Raw genomic sequence first — 17,536 nt, forward strand, 5'->3', positions numbered from 1 at the left:
GGGGCAGCTCTTCATGGCATAGGCCTCAGTCCCTCACCACTTCACGCGCACGCCCAGCGATCCGTTGATCGAGCTCTTGACCTTGGCATCGCCGCCCGAGGACCAGAGCTTGCCGACTTCGCCGTAGAGGCTGGTCGATTCACTCAGGGACAACGTGAAACCGCCCGCCAGTTCGGTGCTCGTGCCGCCGGTGGGTGCCGCGATGTCGGTCGTGGTCGCGCCGTTCACGAAGCGCGCGATGTCCGTGCCGCTCGAGGTCTTGTAGACGTTGAAGCGGCCGTAGGGTTGCAATGCGCCCATGCCCGTGTCGATCTGGCCCTTCACGCGCACGCCGGCTCGGGCGATCCAACCGCTGTCAGCCTGAGGCTGGACCACGGCGCCGAGGATGGCCGAGTTGCTCAGGTCCATGTGCTGGTGGATCAGCTGCAACTGCGGCTCGATGCGCCAGCCGCTGCCCCCTAGCTCGAACGACTGCCCCACTTCGATCGACCCCAGCAGGCTGTTGCCCTTGCCTTCCACACCGCCCGAAAGATTGGGCTGCACGGTGTAGCGATGGCGACCCGACTGCACCACGGCATCGGCATAGAAGCCGCTGTCGCCGGTGTAGGTGCCGTAGATGCCCACGTACTGGCTGCGCAGGTCGTTGCGGCCGGTGCGCAGGTTGTTCACGCCACTCGCGAAACCGTTCACCGTTGCATCGCCGTCGAGCTGGCCGACGTAAAGGCCCGCGCGCCAGTTCGGCGTGGCCAGCAGGTCGGTGCCGGCCTGGAAGCCCGTGAGGCGTCCCTTGCTGGTCGGCGAGACGGTGCCGCCCTGCTGGACGTCGATGTCGGTCGAGAGCACGCGTGCCCAGGCGCGGCGGTCCGAGCCGGTCGGCGTGGGGGCCGTGCCCTTCACGTCGTCGTCGCCCACGCGCTTGCGCAGGTCGCCCAGCATCGCGAGATTGCCCTGGCGCAGCTGGCTCGGCAGCGCCGCATAGAGCGAGGCTTCCACGCGGTACGCAGGCAGCGTCGGCGATGCCGATGCGGAGCCCGGTGCCGGGTCGGTGCGCAGGTACCAGCTTTCGCCGGCGCCGCTGGCATCGGCCGCGTACAGGCGGTACTCGTAGGCGCCCGCATCGACATGGCCGCCCGCGAGTGCAAACGCGTCCTTGGTCGTCTGTGCCGTCGTGGTCGCGCCGTTCTGCGCGCCGATGATCTCCACCCCGTTGCCGATGGTGCGCGCACCCAGGCCGCCGAGGTTGGTGACCTGCACGGTGGTCTTGCCGGTGGCCGCGCCGCCGTTGATCACCAGCCGGTCCGACGGACCGCTGCCGCTGTTCAGCGCCGTGGCCAGCTTCAGCACGCCGTTGTTGCCGACGTAGTTGCCGTTCACGGTCAGCGTGGCGCCCGGCGCGGTGCCCGCGAGGGACACCGTGCCGCTGTTGGCGAGCGAGGCGACCGTCTGGCTGAAGCCCGCGAGATCGAGCGTCGCGCCGGCCGCCACGCTGTGCGCCGAAGCGGCGCTGAGCGTGTTGGCCGCGCCCGCCTTCAGCGTGCCTTGTGCCACGTTGGTCGCGCCGGTGTAGCTGTTGGCGCCCGACAGCGTCAGCGTGCCCGTGCCTTCCTTGGTGATGAAGCCGCCACCGGTGATCGCACCAGTCAGCGCGCCATTGAAGGCGCCGGTGTCGATGACCGGATCGTTCTGGCCCGTGAGCTGGATCGCGTTGGCGATGGTCAGGCCATCGGCGTTGAAGCCCAGCGTCGTGTCGTCGTCCATCGACAACGCGCCCGTGCCCAGCGCCTCGTTGTGGCCGACGTTCAAACGCCCTTGATGCAGCACCGTGCCGCCCGTGTAGGTGTTGGCGCCCGACAGCGTGAGCGCGCCGGTGCCGACCTTCACCACCGAGCCGCCCACGCCCGAGATCACGCCCGAGACTTCCGTGTCGGTGTTCAGCCCGCCGGTGGTCAACGCCTTGGCGCCCAGCAGCACCCGGCCCGCGCCTTCGAGCGAACCGATGGTGATGCCGTCGGTGCTCATCTTGCTGATGCGCACCGTGCCTCCTGCCTTGTTCACCAGCGTTGCCTGGTCGGCCTTCGCGTTGTCGAAGAAGTCGACGACGCCGCCGGTCTCGTTGACCAACGTCGCCTGTCCGGCCGAGCCGTTGTCCAGGAAGTCGGTATGGCCGCCCGCGTAGTTGGTGATGCGAGCCTTGCCGGCGGTGGCGTCGTTCCACACCGTCGTGCCGCCGCCGCGGTTCTCGATCGTCGCGTTGCCGGCCGTTGCAGTGCCCGAGAAGGTCACGTTGGCGTCGGTGGCGGTAACCAGCGTCGCGCTGCCGGCCGAGCTGCTGTCCTTGAACTCGACGAAGCCGCCGTTGACGATGCCGTCGCGCGCGGCCGTGGAAATGTGCAGGCTGCCTGCCTCCGCGGTGCCGCTGAACGCGAGCCCCGCGCCGCCCGCCACGAACACTGGTCCGGTGCCCAGCGCACCGGTGATGCTGGCGTTCACGGTGCCCGCATCCACCTGCGTGCCGCCGCTGTAGCTGTTGACCGCCGCGAGTTCGAGCTCGCCCGTGCCGATCTTGCGCACGCTGCCGGTGCCGCTCATCGTGCCGGCGTAGGTGCCGTTCGTCGCCTGGTCGAAGGTGACCTTCGCGTCGTTCACGATGTCGCCCTGCAGGCTGGTGGTGTTGCCCTGCAGCACGCCGGCCTTGACGGTCGTGCCGCCCGTGTAGGTGTTGGCGCCGCCCAGCACCAGCGTGCCGAAGTCTTCCTTGGACAGCCCGCCCGTGCCGGTGATGGCCGAGTTGATGGTGGCCGTCATGTTCGCGCCGGCCGCCATGCCGTCGCCCACGCGCACCACGGTGCTGGCGCCGCTGATGTTGAGCGCGTCGCCCTGCACCACGTAGCCGTCGGCCATGAACTGCGCGCCGCCGATGCTGACCGTGCCGCCCGACTTGTCGACCGTCACGATGCCGCCCGTGCCGCCGAACATGGCGAACTGGTCCTGCTTCCAGGATGCGTTGAGGGTGCCGTCCATGTCGGTCCAGCCGTCGCCCGGCGCGCCCACGCGCCAGGTGCCGGAGCCGCCGTTGGCCGCGCCGTTGTTGTAGTCGGCGCCGGTGCCGCCGTCCCAGAAGTTGAGGCTGAAGCCGGCGCGGTTCACCAGGTTGACCTGCTTGGCGATCGAGGTCTGCACCGACAGGTCGCTCGCCACCGTGCCCAATGGCACCGTGCCGACGTTCAGCCCGTTGTCGGTCAGCGAACCGGTGTACGTGATGAGGCGATAGAGACCGGGCCCGAACGTACCGCCCGAGGATTCGGCGACGTTCAGCGTGCCGTCCAGCGTGAGGTTGCCGGTCACGTTGATGAGGTCGTTGAGCGGTCCGCCCACCTTGCCCGCCTGGCCCAGTTCGTAGCTCAGGATCGAGCCGCCGCTCAGCGACAGCGCGCCGGTGTTCAGCGCGCCGGGGCTGTTGCCCGCGGCCAGCGTGCCGCCGTCGGCGATGTCGACCGCGCCGGCGATGGTGCCCGCGCCGCCCAGCGTGCCGCCGTTGCCGACGAACACCGTGCCGGTGCCGGTCGCGCTGCCGGTGGCGTTGTTCACGCGCAGCGTGCCGGCATCCACGAAGGTCGAGCCCGTGTACGTGTTGCCGGCGGTGAGTTCGAGCGTGCCGGTGCCGCGCTGCACCACGATGCCCGAGCCGTCGATGACGCCGCCGAAGCTCAGCGCGTCGGAGCGGTTGAAGGCCAGTTCGCTGTTGTTGGTGATGTTGCCGGCGATGCTGCCGCTCTTGTCGCCGTTGCCGATCTGCAGCGCGCCCGCACTGACCGTGGTGCCGCCGGTGTGGGTGGCGTCGCCGGTGAGCGTCAGCGTGCCGGGGCCAGCTTGCGTGAGCGTGCCCGTGCCGCCGATGTTGCCGGCGAAGTCGACCGCGTCGCTGCGGTTGAACGCGAGCGCACCGTTGTCGATGACGTTGCCCGAGATCGTGCCGGTGGCGGCGCCGTTGCCGATCTGCAGCGAGGTGCCGGTCGCGACGGTGGTGCCGCCCGCGGCGTCGGTTGCCTGGAGACTGCCCGTGACGACCGCGCCCTTCGAGACGTCGAGCGCGATGTTGCCCGCCACGACGTTGCCGGTGACGGCGAGCGCCTTCGCGGTGGTCAGGGCCAGGTTCGCGGCGGTGAAGTTGCCGAGCGCGTCGATCTGGTTCGCACCGTCGAGCGTGGCGTCGCCCACCGCGCTGCCGGAGAGCGAGGCCGCGGTGATGACGCTGCCCGCGCCCTGCGTGATCGTGCCGGCCGAAACGAGCGCCGTGGCCGTGCCGCTGACCGCGCCGTTGATCGCCAGGTTGCCGGCGGTCGTGGTGAGCGCAACGCTCGCACCGCCATCCACCGGCCCGGTGACCGTCAGCGACTTCGCGTTGTTCAGGCTGAAGCCGGCGGCCGTGAAGGCGCCGAGCGTGTCGATCTGGTTGGCGCCGGTCAGGGCCGTGCTGCCGGTCGAGCTGCCCGTCAGGGTGCCGGCCGTGACGACGCTGCCCGCGCCCTGCGTGAGCGCGCCGAGCGAATTGAAGTTCGCGCTGCTGCCGGCCGCCACGTTGCCGTTGATCGCCAGCGAAGCGGCGTTGTTCAGGCTCAGGCCGTTGGCCGTGAAGTTGCCGAGCGTGCCGATCTGGTTCAAGCCGTTCAGCACCACGGCGCCGGTGGCGCCGCCCGTCAGCGTGGTGGTGGTGATCACGCCCGCCGTCTGGGCGATGTTGGCACCGCCGTTCAGGCTCAGTGCGCCCGAGGCGCTCACGTCGCTGCCCAGCGTGATGCCGTCGCGTGCGGTGAGCGAAACGGCGCCGCCCGAGAGGGCGTTGTTCACTGCCAGCGCGCCGCCGTTGGCGGCCAGCGTCAGCGCGGCGGTGCCGGTGTCGATGGACGCGGAGGGCAAGGTCAGCGTGCCGCCGGCGACGAGGCTCACGCTGCCGTTGGTGCCATTGGTGAGCGATGCGACGTTCAGGTTGTCGACGTCGGCCAGCGAGATGCTGCTGCCCGACACGGTCACCGCACCGACGAAGTTGTTGGCGGGGTTCGCGAGCGAGACGGCGCCTGCGCCTGCGGTCAGCGTGCTGGTGCCCGCGACGGTCAGCGCGCCGGCCTGGACGATGTTGCCGCCGTTGCTGGTCGCATCCAGGGAAGCCGCGGCGCCGCTGCCCAGGTTCAGCATGCCCTTGCTCGTGGCCGTCAGCGCGCCCGTGTTGAGCGTGCCGAGCGTCAGCGCATTCGCATCCATGATCGTGGTCTTGCCGCCGGTAAGGGACAGCGCGCCGCCGAAATCGTTGCCCGCGTTCGCCAGCATGATCGTGCCTGTGCCTGCGTTGACCGTGCTCGCGCCGGCCACGTTCAACGCGCCGGTCTGCGAGATGGCGCCGTTGCCGCTGGTCGCATCGATCGATGCCGCGACGCCGCTGCCCAGGTTCAGCGCGCCGTTGCTCTGAACGGTCAGCGCGCCGGTATTGAGCGTGCCGAGCGTCAGCAGGTTCGCGTCCCTGATCGACGTCGCACCGCCGGTCAGGTTCACAACGCCGATGAAATTGTTGCCCGCGTTCGCCAGCGTGATGGCATTGGTGCCCGCGTTGATCGTGCTCGCGCCCGTGACGTTCAATGCACCGGTCTGCGTGATCGCGCCGGTGGCGGTGGCCCCGAACGTGCCCGACACGTTGCTCGCGCCCAGCACCAGCGCGGCGCCGTTTCTGATCTGGACGTTGCGCCCGGTCGTGCCGACCGCGCCGGCGAAGTTGTTGGCGGCCTGGTTCAGCGTGATGTCGGCGTTTCCGGCGTCGAGCGTGGTGGTGCCTGCGACGCTCAGTGCGCCGGTTTGCGTGATGAGGGAGTTGCCGCTGGTCGCATTGATCGATGCCGCAACGCCGCTGCCCAGGTTCAGCGTGCCGTTGCTGCGAACTGTCAGCGCACCGGTATTGAGCACGCCGAGCGTCAGGGCGTCCTCGTCCCGGATCGAGGTCGTACCGCCCGTCAGGCTCACGACACCGCCAAAATCGTTGTTCGCGTTCGCCAGCGTGATGGCGTTCGTGCCGGCGTTGATCGTGCTCGCGCCGTCGACGGTCAACGCACCGGTCTGCGTGATCGCGCCGACGGCTGTGGCTGCGAACGTGCCGGTTGCGGTGCTGGCGCCCAGCACCAGGCCGGTGTTGTTTGCCAGCGCCACGTTGCGCCCCGTGAAGGTCACGGCGCCCGCCAGCTTGTTGGTGGCCTGATTCAGCGTGATGTCGGCAGTGCCGGCGTTCAGCACGCTCGTGCCGGCCACGTTCAGTCCGCCGGTCTGCGTGATGGCCGAGTTGCCGCTGGTGGCATCGATCGATGCCGCAGTGCCGCTGCCCAGGTTCAGCAAGCCGTTGCTGCGAACGGTCAGCGCGCCGGTCGCGAGCGTGCCGAGCGTCAGGGCGTTCGTGTCCCTGATCGAGGTCGTATCGCCCGTCAGGCTCACGGCGCCGCGGAAATCGTTGGTCGCGTTCGCCAGCGTGATGGCGCCGGTGCCCGCGTTGATTGCGCTCGCGTTCTGAACGACCAGTCCGCCCCCGACAGCCTGGGTGATGGCGCCGCCGTTGCTGTTGGCATTCAACGAATTGGCGGTGCCGCTGCCCAGGTTCAGATTGCCGTGGCTGGTGACCGTCAGGGCGCCGGTGCCGATCGTGCCGAGTGTCAACGCATTCAGGTCGTTGATCGCGGTGGTGCCGCCCGTGAGGTTCACGGTGCCGCCGAAGTTGTTGTTCGCGTCCGTCAGCGTGATGGCACCCGTCCCTGCATCCAGCGTGGTCGTGCCGGTCACGCCCAGGGCGCCGGTCTGGGTGATGGCACCGCCGTTGCTGCTGGCGCTCAGCGAGGTCGCGGTGCCGCTGCCCAGGTCGAGCGCGCCGTGGCTCGTGACGGTCAGCGCGCCGGTGGCGAGCGTGCCGAGCGTGAGCGCGTTCACGTCGTTGATCTGGGTCGTGCCGCCCGTGAGGGACACTGCGCCGCCGAAGTTGTTGTTCGTGCTCGTCAGGGTGATGGTGCCGGTGCCCGCGTTGATCGCGCTCGTGCCCGCGACGACCAGTGCGCCGGTCTGGTTGACGTTGCCGTTGTTGCTGGCGGCGTTCAGTGAAGCCGCCGTGCCGCTGCCCAGGTTCAGGTTGCCGTGGCTCGTGACCGTCAGCGCGCCGGTGATGGCGAGCGTGCCAAGCGTCAGCGCGTCCACGTCATTGATCGCCGTCGCGCCGCCCGTGAGGTTCACCGCGCCAACGAAGTTGTTGTTGGCGTTGGTCATCGTGATGGCGTTGGCACCCGCGTTCACCGACAGGGTGCCGTTGCCGCTGAAGGTGCCGCTCATCGTGAGCGCGCCGTTCGAGACGATGTTGCCGTTGCCCGCGAGCGCCACGTTGCGCGCGCTGGTGAAGGCGCCGGTCGTGCTCAGCGTGGCGCCGTTGTTCAGCGTGACCCCGCCGGCCGCCCCGCCCAGGTTCGCATCGGCCGTCACCTGGACGGTGCCGTTGTTGATGAACGTGCCGCCGGTGTAGCCGTTGGTGCCCGAAAGCGTCAGCGTGCCGCCACCGCTTTGCGTGACGCGGCCGGTGCCGTTGATGGTGCCCGCAAAGGTGATGCCATTCGACCGGTTGAAGGTCAGCGCCGCGTTGTTGGTGACGTTGCCCGCAAGGCTGCCCGTGGTGCCGCCATTACCGATCTGAAGGGTGCCGCCCGAGATCGTAGTGCCGCCGGTGTAGGTGTTGGTGCCGGTCATCGTCGTGGTGCTGGCGCCCGATTGCGTGACCGAGCCGGCGCCCGAGATGTTGTAGGCCGCCGCGGGGTTGCCGCCGGAGGCGTAGACCACCTGGCCGTTGGCATTGACCGTGATGCCGCCAGCCGTGGTCAGCGAACCGGCCGTGATGGTCAATGTGCCGGCGCCGCCTGCGCCGCCGGCGCCCCCGCGCCCGCTGCCGGTGCCGCCGTTGTAGCCGCCGACCACGATGCTCGCGGCCGACAGGTTGCCGCCCGAGAGCGTGACGTTTCCGGTACCGCCCGCGCCGCCCGCGCCGCCGGGGCCATTGCCCGTGCCGCCAGCGCCGCCGCCGCCCGCGCCGCCGATCAGCAGCGCACCGTTGATGGTCGTCGCGCCGCCGCTGACGTTGAGCACGCCGGCACCGCCGGCGGTGCCGGCGGTGCCGCCGTTGAAGCCGCCCCCGCCGCCGCCGCCACCGCCGCCGCCGCCCACCGCGACAGAGCCAGTGATCGTGCTGTTGCCGTTCGTGATGTTGCGCGTGGTCGTTCCGCCCGCCAGGTTGCCGGTGGGGGTGCCTACCAGCGCCGCGCCGCCCGCGCCCGAAGTGCCTCCACCGCCGTTGCCGCCGGCACTGCCGCCGTTGTTGCCCGCACCTCCGAGGCTGTTGAAGTCGCCAACCCCAGCCGCGCCCGCGCCGTTGCCGACGCCGCCCGCTCCGCCGCTGTCCGAAAACGTCGTCAGGCCTGCGCCGCCACCGCCGGCACCGAACCCGCCGCCACCGCCACCTGCACCGCCACCGCCGCTGCCGCCGCCGCCGCCACCGCCGAAGCCGCCAGCCCCGCCGGCCTTGCCGCCGTTGGCGCCGCCTCCAGCGGCACCGGCGGTACCGATGACCTGGTTCTGCGCCCAAGCGGGCGCCACGAGCCCCGCGCCGGCCACCGCGACCACGACCGCGGCCATCAAGCCGCTCAGCCGGAACGGCGTGCCGCCATCGCGCTCACCGTCCGGCGCCGCGCCGGCGCGGGACGAACGCTGCGGTTTCCCCCGCGCCGTGGCGATTTCCGAGACGGCGACCCAGGCGCCAAGCGAGTTATTCCAAAGACTGCGGAAAGAAGTGTTCATGACGACTTATTTGTTACTTGGTAAACATTTGATCTACATCAGATTACGTCGAGTAACAAAAATGGGCCATCACCTGAATTAGCTATATAGGCCTCATTTGTGGTGCGATCCACACGCCCCTCATCGCTGATCGCCACCCCAGACATCTCGGATTGAGATGCAAGAGACACAAAAACGGGGAGAAAATGCAATTTCCCATCGCCAGCCGCGATGCCCACGACCCATGACCACCTCCGAACGCAACTTCGCCCGCCGCATCGACCTCACGTCGCTGCAGCTGTTCGTGGCCGTGTGCGAGCTGGGCAGCATCGGGCGCGCGGCGGAGCGCGAATTCATCGCGGCCTCGGCCATCAGCAAGCGACTGTCGGACCTGGAGGCCACGCTCGGCACCACGCTGCTCTACCGGCACGCGCGCGGCGTGGACCTCACGCCGGCGGGCGAAAGCCTCCTGCACCACGCCCGCTCGGTGCTCTACAGCCTGGAGAAGATGCAGGGCGAGCTCAGCGAATACGCCGATGGCGTGCGCGGCCACGTGCGGGTGCACGCCAACATCTCGGCCATCGTGCAGTTCCTGCCCGAGGACCTGGGCGTCTTCACCCGGGCGCACGAGGCCATCAAGATCGACCTGGAGGAGCACCTGAGCAGCGAGGTGATCCGCGCGGTGCAGGAAGGCGCGGCCGACCTGGGCGTGTGCCACGTGGCCGGTGGCGCGGGCGAGCTGCAGAGCCTGTCGTACCGGCACGACCGCCTCGCGCTGATCGTTCCCACGGGGCACGCGCTGGCGTCGCACGGCGCCGTCGACTTCATCGACTCGCTGGACTTCGACCACGTCGGCCTGCACACCAACAGCTCGATCTACGTCGCGATGCACGAGGCGGCGCTGGGCGCCGGGCGCAGCGTGAAGCTGCGCATCCACGTCACCGGCCTGGATGCCATGTGCCGGATGATCGAGAACGGCCTGGGCATCGGCGTGATGCCGCAGCGCGCCTTCGAACTCATGCAGAACGGCATCGGCCGCGGCCTCGTGAGCGTCACGCTCAACGACGCCTGGGCGGCGCGCGAGATCCGCCTGGTGGCACGCGACTTCTCCACCCTGCCGGTGGCGGCGCGCACGCTGGTGAACCACCTGCACGCGGCGGCTGATTCAGCCGATCCGGCCCGTCCGGCCCAGGTCCATCCAGCCGAAGGCACCGCCCCCCTCGCGGCACGGGCCGCATAGACAGACAATCCATTTCCCCACGAAAGACAAGAGACCGACATGGCACGCACGCTCTACGACAAGATCTGGGACGAACACGTCGTCCACACCGAGGAAGACGGCACCGCGATCCTCTACATCGACCGCCACCTGGTGCACGAGGTGACCAGCCCGCAGGCCTTCGAGGGCCTCCGCGAAGCGGGCCGCAAGCTCTGGCGCATCAGCTCGGTGGTGGCCACGGCCGACCACAACACGCCGACCACCGGCTGGGAGCGCGGCTACGAAGGCATTGCCGACCCGACCAGCAAGGAGCAGGTCACCACGCTGGACAAGAACATTGCCGAATTCGGCGCCGCCGCGTTCTTTCCGTTCCTGAGCAAGCGCCAGGGCATCGTGCACGTGATCGGCCCCGAGTCGGGCGCGACGCTGCCGGGCATGACGGTGGTCTGCGGCGACTCGCACACCTCCACGCACGGCGCGTTCGGCGCGCTCGCGCACGGCATCGGCACCAGCGAGGTCGAGCACGTCATGGCCACGCAGACGCTGCTGGGCAAGAAGGCCAAGAACATGCTCGTGAAGGTCGAGGGCAAGCTGCCGCTCGGCTGCACCGCCAAGGACATCGTGCTGGCCATCATCGGCAAGATCGGCACCGCCGGCGGCACGGGCTACACCATCGAATTCGCGGGCTCGGCCATTCGCGACCTGAGCATGGAAGGCCGCATGACGGTCTGCAACATGGCCATCGAAGCCGGCGCACGCGCCGGGCTGGTGGCGGTCGACGAAAAGACCATCGCCTACATCAAGGGCCGCCCGCTCGCACCCAGCGGCGTGGAATGGGACCAGGCCGCGGCCTACTGGCGCACGCTGCAGTCCGACGCCGGCGCGGTCTTCGACGCCGTGGTCGAACTGGACGCCGCGCAGATCCCGCCGCAGGTCACCTGGGGCACCTCGCCCGAAATGGTGGTCGACATCAACGGCCGCGTGCCCGATCCCGACAAGGAAAAAGACGCGAGCAAGCGCGGCGCCATCGAGCGCGCGCTGGTCTACATGGGCCTGGAGCCGAACAAGGCGATGAACGACATCTTCATCGACAAGGTGTTCATCGGCTCGTGCACCAACAGCCGCATCGAGGACATGCGCGAAGCCGCCGCGGTGGTGAAGAAGCTTGGCCAAAAGGTCGCCAAGAACGTGAAGCTCGCGATGGTCGTGCCCGGTTCGGGCGTGGTGAAGGAACAGGCCGAGCGCGAAGGGCTGGACCTCATCTTCAAGGCCGCGGGCTTCGAATGGCGCGAGCCCGGCTGCTCGATGTGCCTGGCGATGAACGCCGACCGGCTCGAGCCGGGCGAGCGCTGCGCATCGACCTCGAACCGCAACTTCGAAGGCCGCCAGGGCGCCGGTGGCCGCACCCACCTCGTGAGCCCGGCCATGGCCGCCGCTGCCGCCGTGCACGGCCACTTCGTCGACGTGCGCACCTTCGCCTGATCTGGAGACATCACATGCAGAAATTCACCGTGCACAAGGGCCTCGTGGCCCCCATGGACCGAGAGAACGTCGATACCGACGCGATCATTCCGAAGCAATTCCTCAAGTCGATCAAGAAGACCGGTTTCGGCGTGAACCTGTTCGACGAATGGCGCTACCTGGACGCGGGCTTTCCGGGCCAGGACCCGACAACGCGCAAGCCGAATCCGGACTTCGTGCTGAACCAGCCGCGCTACGCGGGCGCCTCGGTGCTGCTGGCGCGCAAGAACTTCGGCTGCGGCTCGTCGCGCGAACACGCGCCGTGGGCGCTCGACCAATATGGCTTCCGCGCGATCATTGCGCCGAGCTACGCGGACATCTTCTTCAACAACAGCTTCAAGAACGGCCTGCTGCCGATCGTGCTGTCCGAAGCGCAGGTCGCGCAGCTGTTCGACGAGGCGCTGGCCTTTCCCGGCTACACGCTGACCATCGACCTGGAGCGCCAGGTGGTGGTGAAGCCGGACGGCGGCGAGCTCGCGTTCGACGTGCAGGCCTTCCGCAAGTATTGCCTCATCAACGGGCTGGACGACATCGGCCTCACGCTGCGCCACAAGGACAAGATCAAGGCCTTCGAGACCGAGCGCCTGGCGCAGAAGCCCTGGCTCGCGCACACGATGATCTCGTGAGCGACCGCATTTCTTTCGCATTCCATCCTCATTCAAGCTTCAGACCAACTTATGAAAATCGCAGTTCTCCCGGGTGACGGCATCGGCACCGAAATCGTGGCGGAAGCCGTCAAGGTGCTCGATGTGCTCGACCTGAAGTTCGAGATGGAGTCGGCATTGGTCGGCGGCGCGGCCTACGAGGCGCACGGCCATCCGCTGCCCGAGTCGACGCTCAAACTCGCCAAGGAATCGGACGCGGTGCTGTTCGGCGCAGTCGGCGACTGGAAGTACGACAAGCTCGACCGGCCGCTGCGCCCCGAGCAGGCCATCCTTGGCCTGCGCAAGAACCTGGGCCTGTTCGCGAACTTCCGCCCGGCCATCTGCTACGAGCAGCTGGTCGACGCTTCGAGCCTGAAGCCCGAACTGATCTCGGGCCTGGACATCCTCATCATTCGCGAGCTGACCGGCGACATCTACTTCGGCCAGCCGCGCGGCCGCCGCACCGCGGTGGACGGACACTTCCCGGGCGCCGAGGAAGCCTTCGACACGATGCGCTACTCGCGCCCCGAGGTCGAGCGCATCGCGCGCGTGGCCTTCGAAGCGGCCCGCAAGCGCAGCAAGCGCGTGACCAGCGTGGACAAGGCGAACGTGCTGGAGACCTTCCAGTTCTGGAAGGACATCGTGACCGAGATCGGCAAGGAATATCCGGACGTCGAGCTCGACCACATGTACGTCGACAACGCGGCCATGCAGCTGGTGAAGGCGCCCAAGAAGTTCGACGTGGTGGTCACCGGCAACATGTTCGGCGACATCCTTTCGGACGAGGCGGCGATGCTCACCGGCTCGATCGGCATGCTGCCCTCGGCCTCGCTCAATTCGAGCAACCAGGGCCTGTACGAGCCGAGCCACGGCAGCGCGCCCGACATTGCCGGCAAAGGGGTTGCCAATCCTTTGGCTACAATCCTGTCCGCTGCCATGATGCTCCGCTTTTCACTCAACCAACCCGAAGCTGCCGACCGTATCGAGTCGGCGGTCAAGGACGTGCTGGCCTCCGGCCTGCGCACGGGTGACATCTGGTCAGAAGGTACGAAGCGCGTCGGCACCCGCGAAATGGGCGACGCGGTCGTTGCAGCAATCACCAAAAAGACGATTACCGGCTAACCGCAGCCCGCTTCGTCACGCCCCTCCCCGGCTCGACGAGTCGGGGGCAAAAAAGACAACTTTTTCTTTTTTCATAAGGGCAAACTGAAATGGCGAACGCATCTCAACCTCTGGTCGGCCTCGTAGGCTGGCGCGGCATGGTCGGCTCGGTCCTGATGGACCGCATGCAGGCCGAAGGCGACTTCGGGCTCATCGAGCCGGTCTTCTTCTCGACTTCCAACGCCGGCGGCAAGGCCCCGGCGATGGCCAAGAACGAAACCGCGCTGAAGGATGCGAACGACATCGACGCACTGAAGAAGTGCGACATCGTCATCACCTGCCAGGGCGGCGATTACACCAGCGAAGTCTTCCCCAGGCTGCGCGCCGCCGGCTGGACGGGCCACTGGATCGACGCCGCCTCCACCCTGCGCATGCAGGACGACGCAGTCATCGTGCTGGACCCGGTCAACCTCCCCGTGATCCAGAACGCGCTCACCAACGGCGGCAAGAACTGGATCGGCGGCAACTGCACCGTGAGCTGCATGCTCATGGGCGTGGGCGCCCTCTACAAGGCCGGTCTGGTCGAGTGGATGACCAGCATGACCTACCAGGCGGCCTCGGGCGGCGGCGCGCAGCACATGCGCGAGCTGCTGACCCAGTTCGGCACGCTCAACACCGAAGTGCGCGCGCTGCTGGACGATCCGAAGTCGGCCATTCTCGAAATCGATCGCAAGGTGCTGCACAAGCAGCAGAACCTGAGCGCCGCCGAAACGGCCAACTTCGGCGCCCCCCTCGGCGGCTCGCTGATCCCCTGGATCGACAAGGACCTGGGCGATGGCATGTCCAAGGAAGAGTGGAAGGCCGGCGCCGAAACCAACAAGATCCTCGGCCAGGGCGCGGGCTTCGGCACCGCCGCCGTGCCGGTCGACGGCTTCTGCGTGCGCATCGGCGCGATGCGCTGCCACAGCCAGGCACTGACCTTCAAGCTCAAGAAGGACGTGCCCGTGGCCGACATCGAAGCGCTGATCGCCGCCGACAACCCCTGGGCGAGCGTGGTGCCGAACACCCGCGAAGCGACCCTGAAGGACCTGACGCCGGTGGCGGTGACGGGCACCATGAACATTCCGGTCGGCCGCATCCGCAAGCTGGCGATGGGCCCCGAATACGTGGGCGCCTTCACCATCGGCGACCAGCTGCTGTGGGGCGCCGCGGAGCCGCTGCGCCGCATGCTGCGCATCCTGCTCGAGGCCTGATGCGGGCTGCTCAGGCCCTTGAATCCCGGATTGTTGCAGTTTGGCAACGAAAAGTGTGTTCGTAAGTATGCGCGCACTGGGTAGAACAGGCGCATTGCCTTGTCAGTCCGGAGTGATGATGCTAACGTCCTCTTACAAATTCTGGGCCTGAGCCGCCCCTATCAGCATGACAAGACATCTGTTGCCCGCGGCCCGCCCATCGGCCGTTCGCCCCTCCCCGTCCTCCAGCGGTTGGCGCCTCTCCATCCTGGGTGCGGCAGCCGCCGTGGCCCTGGGGATGGCCAGCACCGACGCCAGCGCTTTCACGCTGGGACAGCTGAAGGTGCAATCGGCGCTGGGCGAACCGCTGCGCGCCGAGATCGACGTGACCGAAATCGCCGCTGCCGAAGCGGACGGCCTGAAGATCAACATCGCCACCGCCGAAGCCTTCAAGAACGCGGGCGTTCCCTACAACTCGGCGCTCAGCGACGTCAAGGCGACGCTGCAGCGCCGTGCAGGCGGCCAGTACGTGGTGCGCCTGAGCGGCAGCCGCCCGCTGAGCGACCCGTTCATCGACCTGTTGCTCGAAGCCAACGGCTCCTCGGGCCGCATCGTCCGCGACTACACCGTGCTGCTCGATCCGCCGGTCACGCGCCAGGCCCAGGCGGCCGCCAGCACGCCGATCGCCCCTGTGGCGCCCCAGATCAGCGCCCCGGTCGAGCGCCCCGCCGTCGCGGCAGCCCGCGCACGCCGTGAGCGCGCTGCGGCCGCAGCGTCTGCAGCACCGCCGGTCGCCGCCGCGCCGACCCCGGCAGCCCCCGCCGCTGCGCCCGCGGCAGTTGCAGCCACCGCCCCCCGCGCCAGCGGTGGCGGCGAGCAGGTCACCGTGCAGCGCGGCGATACCGCCAGCAAGATTGCCGGCGCCCACAAGCCGGCCGACGTGTCCCTCGACCAGATGCTGGTCGCCCTGCTGCTCGCCAACCCCGATGCGTTCATTGGCGGCAACGTCAACCGCATGAAGGCCGGCGCGGTGCTCGATCTGCCGGGCTCGACCGAAGCCAACGCCGTTCCCGCCGCGGAAGCACGCCGCACGGTCACCGCGCAAAGCCGCGACTTCGGCAGCTACCGCCAGCGCCTGGCCGAGAACGCGCCGACATCGAACGTCGCCGCCGCCAGCCGCAAGGCCTCGGGCAAACTGCAGGCCAATGTCGAAGACCGCAACGCGGCCGCCAGCGCACCCGACAAGCTCACGATCTCGCAAGGCAGCGCCTCCACCCGCGCGGCCGACGAAAAGCTCGCGCAAGCCCGCCAGGCGCAGGAGAGCAGCAACCGCGTGGCGGAGCTGTCCAAGAACATCAACGATCTGAACAAGATCAAGTCCGGCGCTGGATCGTCGGCACCCGCCGCGGCGGCAGCGCCGGCGCCTGCCGCACCGGGAATCCCCGTTCCAACGCCTTCCACCAGCGCCACGACGTCGCCGCCAGCCGCCGCCGCACCGGCGCCAGTGGCGGCTGCGCCCGTCCCGGCACCTGCGGCACCCGCTCCTGCGGTGGCAGCCGCCGCACCGGCCGCACCCACGCCGGAAGCGACAGCTGCTGCACCCGCTGCCGCCGAACCCGCCGTCGCGCCTTCGGCAACGGAGGCCGCCGCCGTCCCCGCAGCAGCAGCCAGCGCCGCAGTTGCAGCACCGGCTCCCGCTCCGAAGGCTGTGGTCAAGGCCGCTCCGCCGCCGCCGCCGGAACGCAGCTTCTTCGAAGAACTGCTGGACAACCCGCTGATGCTCGCCGGCGCCGCGCTGATCGCGCTCCTGGTCGGCTTCCTGCTGTACCGCGTGCTGGGTCGCCGGCGCGAGGAAATGAGCGAAAGCGTGTTCCTCGAGAGCCGCATTCCGAAGGACTCGTTCTTCGGCGCCAGCGGCGGCGAATCGGTGGACACCAAGCACCGCGGCGACTCCACCGTCTCGTCGCTGTCGTACTCGCCGAGCCAGCTCGATGCGGGCGATGTCGACCCCGTCGCCGAAGCCGATGTCTACCTGGCCTACGGCCGCGACCTGCAGGCCGAGGAAATCCTGCGCGAAGCGCTCCGCCTGAACCCGGACCGCACCGCCATCCACTTGAAGCTGCTCGAAATCCACGCCAAGCGCCGCGACGTGCGGGCCTACGAAGGCCTGGCCACCGAAGTGCACAAGCTGACCGGCGGCGCGGGTTCCGACTGGAACCGCGTGGTCGACATGGGCAAGGACCTCGATCCGGGCAATCCGCTGTACGAATCGGGCGCCCCCCGCAGCGCGAGCCAGGCCGAAACGGCCGCCTTCGCAGGCGCACTGGCATCCGCCGCCAAGCCGCCTGTTGCCGCAGTGCCGACGCCCGTTGCACCGCCGCCGATCGCCTCGGCCCCGCCGCCGGCCTTCGTGCCCTCGGTGGCACCGCTGGATTTCGACCTGGACCTGAGCCAACCGGTGCCACTGGCACCGGCACCAAGCCACGCACCGGTCGGCGCCAGCCTGCCCAAGTCGGCTTATGCACCCGCCCCGACGACGGCACGCCCTGCCGCGCCGCTGTCCAACGGTCACGCGGCAACGCCCGTCGATCTGGAGAACGATTTCGACACGGCCCCCGGCGCCTTGACCCCCAACACCGTGCCGTCGAGCCTGGGCGATGCAGAGCACAACACGCGTCCGGCCATGCTGCGCAATGCGCTGCCTGCCGATTCGGGCTTCATCGAGTTCGACATGAGCGCACTGGCAGGCCTGCCGGCCCGCTCCAACGGTGCCGCCGAACCGGCACGCGCCGCCAGCACGCTCGACGACGAAGGCGAAGACAGCCCCCACGCCGTCAAGCTCTCGCTCGCCCGCGAACTGCAGGCCATCGGCGACGTCGAAGGCGCGCGCTCGCTGGTCGAGGAAGTCGAAGCCGAAAGCGCTGGCGACCTCAAGTCGCAAGCCAAGCAACTGCTCGCGGAACTGCGCTGAGCCCTTGCTG

At 68.8% G+C, this 17,536-nt stretch carries 7 protein-coding genes; 6 read left to right on the forward strand and 1 reads right to left on the reverse strand.

Annotated features, from left to right (window positions below; genetic code table 11):
• Positions 1-33 precede the first annotated feature (33 nt).
• On the reverse strand, positions 34-8,859 hold the full coding sequence (locus tag BM133_RS35150) for an autotransporter-associated beta strand repeat-containing protein (protein ID WP_093434820.1): 8,826 nt from the start codon (positions 8,857-8,859) through the stop codon (positions 34-36).
• A 223-nt stretch (positions 8,860-9,082) separates the two neighbouring features.
• On the opposite strand from BM133_RS35150, the gene BM133_RS15230 reads away from it, so the two are divergent.
• From BM133_RS15230 to BM133_RS15255, 6 genes are all read left to right on the forward strand, one after another.
• A complete protein-coding gene (locus BM133_RS15230) occupies positions 9,083-10,078 on the forward strand; it encodes a LysR substrate-binding domain-containing protein (RefSeq protein WP_093434822.1) in 996 nt (331 codons plus the stop codon).
• 39 nt (positions 10,079-10,117) lie between these two features.
• Complete coding sequence (gene leuC, locus BM133_RS15235; protein WP_093434823.1) at positions 10,118-11,539, forward strand: 3-isopropylmalate dehydratase large subunit; 1,422 nt, start codon at positions 10,118-10,120, stop codon at positions 11,537-11,539.
• 14 nt (positions 11,540-11,553) lie between these two features.
• Positions 11,554-12,204 (forward strand): 3-isopropylmalate dehydratase small subunit, encoded by a 651-nt coding sequence (gene leuD, locus BM133_RS15240; protein ID WP_093434825.1) that lies wholly within the window; start codon positions 11,554-11,556, stop codon positions 12,202-12,204.
• Between the two features lie 51 nt (positions 12,205-12,255).
• Complete coding sequence (gene leuB / locus BM133_RS15245) at positions 12,256-13,344, forward strand: 3-isopropylmalate dehydrogenase (protein ID WP_093434827.1); 1,089 nt, start codon at positions 12,256-12,258, stop codon at positions 13,342-13,344.
• Between the two features lie 89 nt (positions 13,345-13,433).
• Positions 13,434-14,576, forward strand: a complete 1,143-nt coding sequence (gene asd / locus BM133_RS15250; protein ID WP_093434829.1) for an aspartate-semialdehyde dehydrogenase — start codon at positions 13,434-13,436, stop codon at positions 14,574-14,576.
• A gap of 166 nt (positions 14,577-14,742) precedes the next feature.
• Positions 14,743-17,526, forward strand: coding sequence for a FimV/HubP family polar landmark protein (locus BM133_RS15255; protein WP_093434830.1), 2,784 nt, complete (start codon positions 14,743-14,745; stop codon positions 17,524-17,526).
• Positions 17,527-17,536: the final 10 nt, after the last annotated feature.

The organism is Variovorax sp. 770b2 (assembly GCF_900115685.1).
GTDB lineage: Bacteria > Pseudomonadota > Gammaproteobacteria > Burkholderiales > Burkholderiaceae_C > Variovorax.